Source organism: Nevskia soli DSM 19509 (assembly GCF_000711955.1).
Classification (GTDB): domain Bacteria; phylum Pseudomonadota; class Gammaproteobacteria; order Nevskiales; family Nevskiaceae; genus Nevskia; species Nevskia soli.
In genome coordinates this window covers 252,061-264,604 of record NZ_KL543999.1, presented here as the reverse complement: position 1 = coordinate 264,604, position 12,544 = coordinate 252,061, and the positions used below count along the sequence as shown (strand labels likewise).

Genomic DNA, 12,544 nt, shown 5'->3' with positions numbered 1-12,544 from the left:
CCAGCCCCAGGGATCGCCGCTCAACATCGATTGCAAGGGCCAAGAAACCGATCAATATGGAACCAAGCGATCCATAGCATGGCTCAGCGCCCCCCCATATTCCACGGACGCTTTCGCCGCCGCTTCGCCGGCGAATCCGCCCCGCTGACCCTGCTCATCCTGTTCCTGCTCGCCGGAATCCTGACGGCCACCCTGCTGCCGGCGTACCGCGACTACACCATCCGCGAGCACAGCAAGCTCGCCAAAAACGTGCTGATGGAGGCATCCCTGCATTACGGCGAGTGGCAGGCACTCCATCCCGCGGTACGCCTGCTGACGCTGGAAAGCCTGGGCTATGAGACACCGGCCGTCTATGTCTCCTCCGACGGCAATGTCGGCGGCAGCGCCAACATCAACTCCATCTATCGCATCAGCCTGTCCTATCCGACTGAACCATCCGCGCAGAGCTGCGGCCTGGTCGCCGACGATGCACAGACTGGCTTCATCCTGGTGGCCGAGCCGATCCAGACCCAGCGCATCGACATCCAGTGCGCGCGGCTGTGCCTGAGTTCGTCGGGACAAAAAGGCGTAAGCGGGAGCGCCAGCGTTGAAAAATGCTGGGGACCCGCGCCAAAGGTGCACCGCCGTCCCTGACCCGCGCTTTCCGGCTGCGGCTGGTATAGCCTATGCTCCACAAAGTAGGCTCTCAGGGATTTCACAATGAATTTGCACCAGGCTAGACGGTATTCCCGGCTGCGCGGCTTCACCTTGACCGAAATACTCATCGTGCTGGTGATTCTCGCCCTGCTCGCTGCCTTCGGGCTACCGGCTTTCCTCAAATACGGCAGGCAGGGCAAGCTGACGATCGCGCAGGCCTCCCTGAAGCAGATTGCGCACCAGGAATCGCAGTGGTTCGCGGAACACAAGACCTACGCCACACTGAGCCAGCTCGGCTATCCGGTGGACTCGGCCCTCTCGGCAATCTACCTGACCAAGGATGGCGCCATCGCCGCAAGCGCCACCCGGGATTCGATTTACCGCGTCAGCGTCAAGCTGGGCGCCCCCCTGGGCGCACCGTCCTCAGCCGCTGGCGGCCCGAGCGATACCGGCGCCTACTACCTGATCACCGCCGAACCCGTGAACGAACAGGTCAAGGAAGCGGGCTGCGGTACCCTCAGCCTCGCTTCCACCGGCCAGGTTGGCGCCACCGGCCTGCAGGGCGAAGCGGCCTGTTGGGAAAAAAAGTAACGGTCGCCCACCATTTTCCCGGCCAACCTGCTTCCTACCCCGCGTTACCGGGTCCAGGCGCCGCCTTACGGCCGCGGAACTGCTCCAGCAACATATCCAGAATCAGCAAGCCGGCCCCCAGCGTAATAGCGCTATCCGCCAGGTTGAACGCGGCGAAGTGCCAGTTACCCACATAGAAGTCGATGAAGTCGACCACCGAACCGCGCATGGCCCGGTCGGTCGCATTGCCCAGCGCCCCGCCCAGGATCAGGGTGAAAGCCGCCGCCACCAGCGTCTGGTCGTGCGGATGCCGCCGCAGCCAGATCAGGATCGCCACGCTGACCACCGCGCAAAGCAGGATGAACACGGCTGCGGGGGCGGTGTTGAACATCGAAAACGCCGCACCGGTATTCTGCATATGCTTGAAATTGAGGTGCGGCAACAGCGGCACCTCCTGCAGATAGGCCAGCTTGCGCACCACCACCAGCTTGCTCAACTGATCGGCCAGAATCACCCCGGCGGACAGCCACAGCCAGTGAATATTGTTCGAACGCATTTCGATCGTTCCTAGATGTACAGGCGCCGCTCACCGGCGCCCGAGATGTTTTCGACACAACGCCCGCACAGCTGGGCGTGCCCGGCATGCTGGCCGACGTCCGGCCGCCGCTGCCAGCAACGGCCGCACTTCTCCGCCGTGGTCGCCTGCGCCGCGATCCATACCACCTCGCCGGCGGAACCCGCCGTATCCAGCTGCACTTCCACGGCATCCGCGGCCTTCTGCGCCAGCGGCGCCACCCGGGCATCCGAGGTGATGAACCAGAAGCGCAATTCCGATCCGACCGCCGCCAGCGCCTCGTAGACCTGCCCGTCAGCGTACAGGGTCAGTTCGGCATCCAGCGCCGAGCCGATCAATTCCCGCCCGCGCAAATCCTCCAGCACCTTCTTCACCGCCTCGCGCACCGCCAGCAGCTGCGGCCAGTGTGCGTCCGCCACCGCCGGCGCCGCAGCCATCTCCGGGAACACATGCCAGGTCTGCGCGAACACCGACGCGCCGGCCGCCGCGCGCTCGCCGGGCAGCAGCCGCCAGATCTCGTCCGCGGTGAACGACAGGATCGGCGCGATCCAGCGCACCAGCGCCTCGACGATGTGATACATCGCCGTCTGCGCGGAACGTCGCGCCAGGCTCCGCGCCGGCATGGTGTACAGGCGGTCCTTCAGCACATCCAGGTACAGGCCGCCCAGGTCGACCACGCAGTAGTTGTGCAGCTTCTGGTAAACCTGATGGAACTGCGCATCGCGATACGCCACCGCGATCTCGTCCTGCAGCTTGCGCGCACTGTCCAGCGCCCACACATCGAGCGCCACCATCTGCTCCACCGGCACCGCATCGCGCGCCGGCTCGAAACCGTCGAGGTTGCTCAACAGGAAACGCGCCGTATTGCGGATGCGCCGGTAGGCATCGGCGATACGCTTGAGCAGGTTGTCGGACAGCGTGATCTCGCCGCTGTAGTCGCTGGCCGAGACCCACAGCCGCAGCACGTCCGCGCCCAGCGTCTTGGAGATCTGTTGCGGTTCGATGCCGTTGCCCATCGACTTCGACATCTTGCGGCCCTGCTCGTCCACGGTGAAGCCGTGGGTCAGCACCGCCTTGTAAGGCGCCCGCCCGCGCATCGCCACCGAGGTCAGCAGGCTCGACTGGAACCAGCCGCGATGCTGGTCCGAGCCCTCCAGGTACATGTCCGCCTGCGGCGCCAGGCCATCCGGGCCCAGGGCCTGTGGATTGGTCGACACGAAGGCGCACTGGTGCGCCGAGCCGGAATCGAACCACACGTCCAGCGTATCCGGGCACTTGTCGTACTCGCCCGCGTCCGCGTCCAGCCAGTCGCTCACGCTGGAACCGAACCAGGCTTCCAGGCCTTCCTGCTCCACCTTGGCGGCCACGCGCTGCAGCAGCGCCGGCGTCTGCGGATGCAGGGTCTGCGTCTGCCGGTGCACGAACACGGCCAGCGGCACGCCCCAGAAACGCTGGCGCGAGATGCACCAGTCCGGGCGCCCCGCCACCATCTCGCGGATGCGCTCCTCGCCCCAGCCGGGAATCCAGCGGGTACGGCCGATCTCTTCCACCGTCCGCGCGCGCAAGCCCTTCTCGTCCATCGACACGAACCACTGCGGCGTGGCGCGGAAGATCAGCGGCGTCTTGTGGCGCCAGCAATGCGGGTAGCTGTGCGTGATCTTCGCCAGATGCACCAGCGCGCCGCTGCCGCGCAGGGCCTCGATGATCGGCTCCTCGGCCTTGCGCACGTGCAGGCCCGCCACCACCGGCGTGCCGTCGACGAACTTGCCGTCGGAGGCGACGGGATTGTCCACCGGCAGGCCGTACTTCTTGCCCACCACGTAGTCGTCCACGCCGTGCGCCGGCGCAGTGTGTACCAGTCCGGTACCGGCATCGAGCGTCACATGATCGCCCAGGATCACCGGCACCTGCCGCCCGGCAAACGGATGCTGCGCCTTCAATCCCTCCAGCGCCGCGCCCTTGGCCCGGCCGAGGATTTTCGGGCTCACGCCATAACGCTGCGCGGCCGCTTCCAGCAGCCCTTCGGCCAAAACCAGGCGCCCGAATTCCCCCATCTCCGCCAGAACGTAGTCCAGCTCGGGATTCGCACTGATCGCCTGGTTCGCCGGCAGCGTCCACGGCGTGGTGGTCCAGATCACCAGGCCCGCGGGCACCGCGTCACTCAAACCAAAGCGCTTTGAAAGCTCCGCGGGATCGACCGCCATGAAGCGCACGTCGATCGCCAGCGACTGCTTGTCCTGGTACTCCACCTCGGCCTCGGCCAGCGAGGAGCCGCAATCCAGGCACCAGTGCACCGGCTTGAAGCCGCGCACCACATGCCCGTTCTCGACGATGCGCGCCAGCACCCGCAGCTGCTCGGCCTCGTAGGCCGGCTGCATCGTCAGGTACGGCTTGTCCCAGTCGGCCAGCACGCCCAGGCGCTTGAAATCCTTGCGCTGGCGATCGATCTGCTCCAGCGCGTATTCACGGCATTTGGCGCGGAACGCGGCGGCGTCGAGCTTCTGCCCCACCTTGCCGAATTTCTTTTCCACCTGCAGCTCGATCGGCAGGCCGTGGCAGTCCCAGCCGGGCACGAAGGCCGCATCGTGGCCATCCAGGCGCGCCGCCTTCACCACCATGTCCTTCAGCGTCTTATTGACCGCATGGCCCAGGTGAATGTCGCCATTGGCATACGGCGGCCCGTCGACGAACCAGTACAGCTTGCGCCCGCGGCTGGCCGCCTGCACCTGCTCGTACAGCTTCTCGGACTCCCAGCGCGCCAGCATCTGCGGCTCGCGCTGCGCCAGGTTGGCCTGCATCGGGAATGCCGTCTGCGGCAGGTTGAGGGTCTTCTTGTAGTCGACCGCCTCGTCCTTGGTCTTCGCTTCGTCGTTCACATCACGATCCGTTATGAACAGCCAAAAATTTGCGCGCTTCCTCGCCGTCGGCCTGCATCTGCGCCGCCAGCGCGTCGAGCGAGTCGAAGCGCAGCTGCGGGCGCAGATACGCCCACAGCTCGATTTCCATCTCCACACCGTACAGCTCCAGCGGGCCGCCGAATACATGCGTTTCCAGCAGGCAGGCCGTCATGCCCAGCGTCGGCCGCACCCCCAGGCTCGCCACGCCGGGCGCGCCTTCGGGGCAGCCCGGCCAGTAGGCCTTCACCGCGTAGACGCCGTGGGCCAGCGCCGGCTTGTGCCGCATCATCAGATTCGCCGTCGGCATGCCCAGCTTGCGGCCCAGCTGCAGGCCGCGGCGTACCCGCCCGATCACCCGGTAACGCCGCCCCAACAGATGCTCCGCCTGGGCCAGGTCCGGCAGGGCCAACGCGTTGCGCACCGCGGTGGAGCTGTAACGCAATTCACCCGCCTTCACGCAGCCCAGCCCGTCCACACTGAATCCAGCGGCGGCACCCATCCGCTCCAGCAGCGCCACATCGCCGCCGCGCTTGTGCCCGAAGCGGAAATCGTCGCCGACCACCACCGCCCGCGCGCCGAGTCCGTCCACCAGGATCCGCTGCACGAAATCCGCCGCTTCCAGATTGGCCAAGCGGCGATCGAAGCGCAGCAACAGCACCCGGTCGATGCCAGCCCGCTGCAGCAGGCGCAGCTTGCCGCGAAACCCGGTAATGCGCGGCGGCGCCGTATCCGGCGAGAAGAACTCACGCGGTGTCGGCTCGAACACCATTACCGTCGACGGCAAGCCATGCTCCTTCGATAAGGCCAGCAGACGCCCGATCAAGGCCTGGTGGCCCAGGTGCAGGCCGTCGAAATTGCCGATCGAAACCACGCAGCCGCGATGGCGAGGCGCCAGATTGTGCAGGCCGCGGATCAGCTCCATTTTCAGCGGAGTCGGTTTGGAAAAAGAGCGAAATTATAAAGCTTTACGCACGGCCGAGGCTGATTTCAGCCCCGCGCCGGCCGGAAATGCCGCGGCCGCAGCCCGCACAGCCCCAGCACGGCGAAATACACCGCCGCCGCCGCCAGCACGATCACCGTGATGCGCAGCGCCCGCGCCCACTTGTCCAGGGCCATCCAGCTGTCCAGGCTGCCCTGCATGTAGAGCAGCAGGGCAGCCATCGCCAGGCTGGCCAGCAGCAAGCGCAGGGAAAACGCCGCCCAGCCGGCCGCCGGCAGGTAGATGCCGTCCCGGCGCAGGCGGCGCAGCAGCAGCATCGAATTGATCCAGGCCGTCAGCGAAGTGGAGAAGGCCAGCACCACGTGCGCCGCGCCGAAGTGCAACCAGCGCGCCAGCACGAACAACGACAGACTGGCGGCCATGCCGACGAACAGGCCGATCATGGCGTAGCGTACCGGCAGGCGGGTTTCCTGCCGCGCATAGAAACCCGGCAGCAGCACCTTGACCAGGGCGAACCCCATGAAGCCAAGCCCGTAAGCCCAGACCACGTAGGTGGTCATGCGCACATCTTCGGCGTTGAACTGGCCGTGACCGAAAATCGTCGCCACCAACGGGCCGCCCAGCACCACCAGCCCGACCGCCGAGGGCACGCCCAGCAGCAGCATGACCCGCAAACCCCAGTCGAGGATCTCCGAGAACTGCTGCGGCGAACGCTGCGTATGGTGGGCCGACAGTGATGGCAGGATCACCGTTCCCACCGCGATGCTGAAAATGCCGTTGGGGAACTCCATCAGCCGGCTGCCGAAATTGAGCCAGCTCACCGCCCCGGTGCCGACCAGGGTAGCCAGGCTGGTATTGAGCAACAGGCTGACCTGCGCCACCGAGGACCCGACCATCACCGGCAGCATCAGCTTGACGATGCGCCGCACCTGCGGCTCGTTCCAGCCCCAGCGCGGCCACCCCATCAGGCGCAGGCGCGCCAGCCAGGGCAACTGGAACAGGAACTGCAGGATGCCGGCCGCGAACACCGCGTAGGCCAGCATGTACACCGCGCGCGGGTCGGAGTCCGGCACCATGAACGCCGCGCCGATGATGCACAGGTTGAGAATCACCGGCGTGAATGCCGGCACCGCGAACTGCCCGTACATGTTCAGCACGCTGCCCACCATCGAGGTCAGCGAGATGAACATCAGGTAGGGAAAAGTCCAGCGCAACAGGTCGGTGCCCAGCGCCGATTGCACCGCATCGTGCTTGAAGCCCGGCGCCAGCAGCCACACCAGCAGCGGCGCCGCCACGCAGCCGATCACCGTGATGATCGCCAGCACCCCGCCCAGCGTGCCCATCACCACCGCCGTCAGGTCGCGCACATCCTCGTGCGGCTGGTGTGTCTTGGTTTCGGTGAAAACGGGAATGAAGGCCTGCGAAAATGCCCCCTCGGCGAACATGCGCCGACCCAGGTTGGGAATCATCTGGGCGAAGAAGAAGGCATCCAGCCGGGCGCCGCCGAAGGCCGCCGCGAGGGTCACGTCGCGGACCAGGCCAAGAATGCGGGAGAGCAGGGTCAGCGCGCTGACGACGCTGGTGGATCTAAACAGACCTTTGGACATTCGCCTTGATTTTGTTGGCGTTTACGCTGGCCGCGGATAGGCCCGGCAATTGACAGAAATCGGTATAGCGCAGATACTACGCGACTTTGATCCACCCCGTTAATTGAATTTTCTTGGAGTTTTCCTTTGGCCAATACCCTTCAGGCGCGCAAGCGCGCTCGTCAGTCCGATAAGCACCGTGAGCGCAATGCCAGCCAGCGGTCCATGCTGCGCAGCACGATCAAGAAGGTGGTGAAGGCCGTCGAGTCCAAGGACAAGGCCGCCGCCGAGACCGCCTACAAGGAAATGGTGCCGGTGCTGGATCGTTATGCCAACCGCGGCATGATCCACAAGAACAAGGCCGCTCGCCACAAGAGCCGCCTGGTTGCGCACATCAAGGCCCTGGCCTGATCTGCTTGCAGCTGTGAAAAAAGGGGCCTATGGCCCCTTTTTTATTGCCCATGATCCGGGCCCGCAATTCGAGCGATCCGAGTGAATATTCCCAAATAAAACCGCGGCCTTAGGCCGCAGCTTTATTGTATCCGGGACGATACTGTCACCCGCTCCGGCGAGGCTACTTGGCCGCCAGGACATCCCGGTCGCCACCGTGCCCATCATCCGCCGGCGTGCCGAACCAGCCCTTGACCTTCTCCGCCAGCGCGAAGACGAAGGTGTAAAGCACCGGCACCACCACCAGCGTCAGCAGCGTGGACGTGACAATGCCGCCGATCACCGCCCGCCCCATCGGCGACAGCAGTTCGCCGCCGTTGCCGGCGCCGATGGCCATCGGCAGCATGCCGAAGATCATCGCCATGGTCGTCATCAGGATCGGCCGCAAACGCACCTGCCCGGCTTCCAGCAGCGCCTCGCGCGGCGGCTTGCCGGCGCGGATGCCCTGGTTGGCGAAATCCACCAGCAGGATCGCGTTCTTGGTCACCAGGCCCATCAGCATGATGAAGCCGATCATCGAGAACAGGTTCAGCGTGGTATGGGTGATCAGCAGGGCAATGATCACACCGGAGAGCGACAACGGCAGCGAGGCCATGATCGCCAGCGGCTGCAGGAAGCTGCCGAACTGCGAAGCCAGGATCAGGTAGATGAAAACCACCGCCAGCCCCAGCGCCGCCAGCGCCGCCTGCATCGCGTCGTTCATGTCCTGCTGCTGGCCGCCATTGTCGAAGCGGTAGCCCGGCGGCAGCTTCATCTTGGCCATCAGCTTCTCGACGTCGGAGCCCACGTCGCCCGACGGTCGGCCTTCGGCATTTGCATACAACGAGACGCGGCGCTGCAGATTCAGGCGCTTGAGCTGCTGCGGCGCCGTGGTCTCGACAAAAGTCGCCACCTGCCGCAGCGGCACCAGCATCTGCGTACCGTCGGCATTCAGGCGTGTACCGGTCATGTAGAGGCCGCCCAGGTCCGAGGTAATCTGCCGGTCACCCTTGGGCAATTGCACGATCACGTCGTAGTCCTGCCCGTCCGGCCCCAGCCAGTGGCTGATCTGGCTGCCGGCGATCAGCGGCCGAAGCGCGTTGCCGATCAAGGCATTGGTCAGTCCCAGGTCGCTGGCCAGCTCGCGGTTGATGCGCACCGAGATGGTCGGATTGTTGCCCTGCTCGCTGCTTTCCAGGTCGGCGATGCCCGGGATCTTCGCCATCTGCTTCAACAGGTTTTGCGAAATCTCGGTCAGCTTGCTCGCGTCCGGCCCGAGGATGGAGACGAAGATCGGCTTGTTGAAGCCCACCGACAGGCTGATCCCCGCCATGGTCGCGATGCGTGCGCGAATGGCCTTTTCCACCTCTTTCTGCGAGCGGCGATGCGTCTTCACCGGATCGCTGAGGCGCAGGTTGATGCGCGCGTAGTTCTTGCCCTCGTCGGTGCCGACGTTGGCTTCCATCGCAGTGATTTCAGGGAAGGCTTTGAGCGCGTCCTCCACCTGGTGCGCCTTGGCGTCGGTGTACTCCAGGCTGGAACCGATCGCCGTGTTCAGGCGCAGGGTGATATAGCTGTCGTCGGTGTTCGGAATGAACTCGGTGCCCACCATGCCGGCCAGGAAAAAGCTGCCGAAGAAGGTCGCACCCGCAATCCACAGCACGATACCGCGATTGCTGATCGTGCCGAGCTGGCGCCAGTTCAGGGTGCGCACCGCATGAACGATGCCGAATATCGGCAGCCAGACCCGCCGCCGCCGCGCATCCAGGCTCCAGGCCATCAGCCGCCCATAAACGCGATGCAGCCAGTCCACGCCCAGCTCGACGCGATCCAGCGCCCGGCCCAGCCACGGCATCCACTTGAAGCGTCCCTGCACCGGGTCGCGCCACAGCGAGGACAGCATCGGATCGAGCGTGAAGCTGACGAACAGCGACACCAGCACAGCCACCGCTACCGTGATGCCGAACTGGTAGAAATAACGGCCGATGATGCCGTTCATGAAGGCCACCGGCACAAACACCGCCAGGATGGCGAAGGTCGTGGCCATCACCGCCAGGCCGATTTCCTCGGTGCCGTCGCGCGCGGCCTGCAAGTGGCTCTTGCCCATGTGCAGATGCCGCACGATGTTCTCGCGCACCACGATGGCATCATCGATAAGCAAGCCTATGCACAAGGACAGCGCCATCAAGGTGATGAAATTCAGCGTGAAGCCGAAGGCATGCAGCACGATGAAGGTGGTGATCACCGAGATCGGCAGGGTCAGACCGGTAATGACGGTCGAGCGCCAAGAGTGCAGGAACACGAACACGATCACCACGGTCAGCAGCGCACCCTCGAGGATGGTTTGCTTCACCCCCGACAGCTGCGCCTTGAGACCCTCCGCATTTGAATACATGACCTCCAGGTGCACGTCCGACGGCAGCCGTTTGCGCAGATCCTCGATCGCCGCCTGCACACCGTCGCCGACCATGACGATGTTGGAGTTCTGCACCTTGAAGATTTGCAGCGAAACCGCGCGCTTGCCGTTGACGCGGGCCAGCGAGGTTTCCTCGGCGTCGCCATCCACCACGTCGGCGACCTGATCCAGGTAGATCGGAATGCCCGCCTGCTGCAGGTATACCGCGCCGCCCTGCATGGCGACGATGATGCGTCCGAAGTCCGCCGGGTTCTTCATGCGCCCGTCCACCCGCACCTGGGTTTCCTTGGGGCCGCGGATGATGCTGCCGGCCGGCAGATCCTGGTTGGCGTCGATGATCGCCTGCGTCACCTGGTTGACGCTGATGCGGTAGCTGTTCAACTGCTCCGGCTTCAGATAGATCTGCACCTGGCGCACCGTTTCACCGGTGGTCTGGATGTTGCCGACACCCGGCGCGTTCTGCAGCCGCTTGACGATGATCTGATCGGTCAGCGTCGACACCTCGCGCAGGCTGCGCGTATCGGAGTAGACGTCGATATTGATGATCGGCTGCTGGTTCTGGTCATTGTTGGCCCGCGACACCTGCGGGTCCTTCACGTCGCGCGGGAAGGTCGAGCGGATCTGCGCGATCTTGTCGCGCACCTCTTGGGTCGCAACGTCGACATTGGTGTCGAGGCGGAACTCGATCTGCATGAAGGCGGTGCCTTCGCGCATGGTGGCGTAGATGCGATGGACGCCGTCGACCGAATTGATCTGGGTCTCGATCGGCTTGATGACGTCGTTTTCCAGGGCCTCCGGCGAGGCGCCCGGATATTCCACTTGCAGGCTGACCGTCGGATTGGCCACATCCGGCATCTGCTCCACCGGCAGGCGCAGGTAGGACGATACGCCGAGCACCAGCAGGGCCACCATCACCATGGTGGCGAATACCGGCTGGTTGATGCTGGTCTTGGTGATCCACATGATCGTTCCCCGGCCGGCCTAGTTCTTTGCCGCGGGGGTGGCAGCGGCGTCTTTCGGCGCCTCCGCTGCGCTCTTCAACACCGCGGGCGCGCCGTCCTTGAAGTCGTCGAGCTTGGCCAGCAGCACCTGCTCGCCCGGCTTGAGGCCATCACGCACTTCCACCGAGCCGCCATCCTCCGAAGTCAGGCCCGGCGTGATCGACCGCTTGTACAGCTTGCCCTCGGCGAACACCAGCACGTACGGCAGGCCGGCCTCGCTGCGCACCGCGGCGGCGGGAATGGTCGGCGCCGGCGCATTCTTGTCCAGCACCAGCATGCCTTGACCGAACATGCCGCCTTTGAGCGCGCCGTCCGGATTCGGCACTGACAGATAGACCGTGATCGAACGCGAACCCTGTTCAGTCATCGGGTTGATGCGCTCGACGCGCCCGTCGAAGATGCGGTCGCCGAAACCGCTGACCTTGAAATGCGCGATCTGCCCCACCTTCACCCCGGGGATTTCCGAGGCTGGCGCCAGCGCCTGGAACTCCATCTGCGACAGGTCGACCAGGCCCACGATGCTGCCGTCGATCTCGACGCGCTCGCCCGGCTGCACCAGGCGGCTGACCACCGTGCCGCTGATCGGCGCACGCACCACCGCGTCGTCCAGGGACAACTGGGCCAGGGCTACCTGCGCCTCGGCCGCCTTCATGGTGGCGAGGTCGGCCTCGTAGGTGCTGGCCGCCGAGTCATAGGCATTCTGCGAAATGAAATGCTCCTTCAGCATCGCATCGCTGTTGTCGCGGTTGAGCTTGGCCAGCGCCAGGTCGGCGCGCGCCTTCTGCAGCGTCGCCACCTGGGTGTCGAGCGTGGCCTTGATGTAACGCGTCTCGATGCGCGCCAGCACGTCGCCCTGCTTGACCTCCTGGCCCTCGCGCACGGTCAGCGACAGCACTTCGCCGGCCACCTTGGACTTGACCGTGGTCTGCACCAGCGGCGACAGCGAGCCGGACACCGGCAGCGAACGGCTCAGCGTCATCAGGTTGACGGTGGCGACATCGGCCGCGGCCAACTCGATCGGCGCCGGCACGTCCGGGGCCAGCTCAGCCGGCTTGCCCCCATGGCGTGAAGTCGCAATCCACAGGCAGCCGGCGAGCACCACCACCGCGATTGCGGCGAGCTTGCCCGACAGCCTGAAACGCCCCTGCCGCTCCAGACCATTCTGCATTGCACTCATTCGTTTCCTTGCCCCCTAAGATCCTACGCCAAGTGGCGCCGGTACCGTGTGCCCTATCGCCCGGATTGACCGCTCAAAATGGCCACCCGAAGTGACCGCCCGAGGTAGCTGATTACTCCTTGGATGCGGCAACCCGTCGATCTGGATTTGCACACGCGCCGGAAAGCCATGGCGACATGGTCGTTAGACGGCACAGACCAACGCCGGGTTTACACCCGGCACATGATTTCGATGGAAAAAACCCCCTGTCCGACGAGCCTTGGAAGGCTCCGGCCCCATCCCGGATTAAACCTCGGGATTCCCCGCAATCAAGCCCGA

General features: G+C 65.0%; 9 protein-coding genes. 3 read left to right on the top strand and 6 right to left on the bottom strand.

Annotation, left to right across the window (positions count from 1 at the left end):
* The first annotated feature begins 78 nt into the window (after positions 1–78).
* Complete coding sequence (locus tag BP26_RS0125370; protein WP_029923348.1) at positions 79–633, top strand: hypothetical protein; 555 nt, start codon at positions 79–81, stop codon at positions 631–633.
* A gap of 66 nt (positions 634–699) precedes the next feature.
* On the top strand, positions 700–1,227 hold the full coding sequence (locus tag BP26_RS0125365; protein ID WP_084183448.1) for a type IV pilin protein: 528 nt from the start codon (positions 700–702) through the stop codon (positions 1,225–1,227).
* A gap of 34 nt (positions 1,228–1,261) precedes the next feature.
* Here BP26_RS0125365 and lspA read toward each other — a convergent pair whose 3' ends face one another.
* The 4 genes from lspA to murJ all read right to left on the bottom strand — a co-directional run bounded on the left by lspA (position 1,262) and on the right by murJ (position 7,224).
* The gene (gene lspA / locus BP26_RS0125360; RefSeq protein ID WP_036518003.1) at positions 1,262–1,762 is read right to left on the bottom strand and encodes a signal peptidase II; all 501 of its coding nucleotides are present in this window, start codon (positions 1,760–1,762) and stop codon (positions 1,262–1,264) included.
* 11 nt (positions 1,763–1,773) lie between these two features.
* Positions 1,774–4,578: an isoleucine--tRNA ligase gene (gene ileS / locus BP26_RS0125355; RefSeq protein ID WP_051749512.1), complete on the bottom strand. Its 2,805-nt coding sequence runs from the start codon at positions 4,576–4,578 to the stop codon at positions 1,774–1,776.
* 79 nt (positions 4,579–4,657) lie between these two features.
* Positions 4,658–5,599 (bottom strand): bifunctional riboflavin kinase/FAD synthetase, encoded by a 942-nt coding sequence (locus tag BP26_RS0125350; protein ID WP_029923344.1) that lies wholly within the window; start codon positions 5,597–5,599, stop codon positions 4,658–4,660.
* A 65-nt stretch (positions 5,600–5,664) separates the two neighbouring features.
* Positions 5,665–7,224, bottom strand: coding sequence for a murein biosynthesis integral membrane protein MurJ (gene murJ / locus BP26_RS0125345; protein WP_029923343.1), 1,560 nt, complete (start codon positions 7,222–7,224; stop codon positions 5,665–5,667).
* A gap of 126 nt (positions 7,225–7,350) precedes the next feature.
* Here murJ and rpsT point away from each other — a divergent pair, with 126 nt between their 5' ends.
* Positions 7,351–7,614, top strand: coding sequence for a 30S ribosomal protein S20 (rpsT, locus tag BP26_RS0125340; RefSeq protein WP_029923342.1), 264 nt, complete (start codon positions 7,351–7,353; stop codon positions 7,612–7,614).
* Between the two features lie 163 nt (positions 7,615–7,777).
* On the opposite strand, the gene BP26_RS0125335 is transcribed toward rpsT, so the two are convergent.
* Together BP26_RS0125335 and BP26_RS0125330 are read right to left on the bottom strand one after the other, a co-directional pair.
* Entirely contained in the window at positions 7,778–11,011 is a 3,234-nt protein-coding gene (locus tag BP26_RS0125335) for an efflux RND transporter permease subunit (protein ID WP_029923341.1), read from the bottom strand.
* A gap of 18 nt (positions 11,012–11,029) precedes the next feature.
* Positions 11,030–12,226 (bottom strand): efflux RND transporter periplasmic adaptor subunit, encoded by a 1,197-nt coding sequence (locus tag BP26_RS0125330; protein WP_157572769.1) that lies wholly within the window; start codon positions 12,224–12,226, stop codon positions 11,030–11,032.
* Positions 12,227–12,544: the final 318 nt, after the last annotated feature.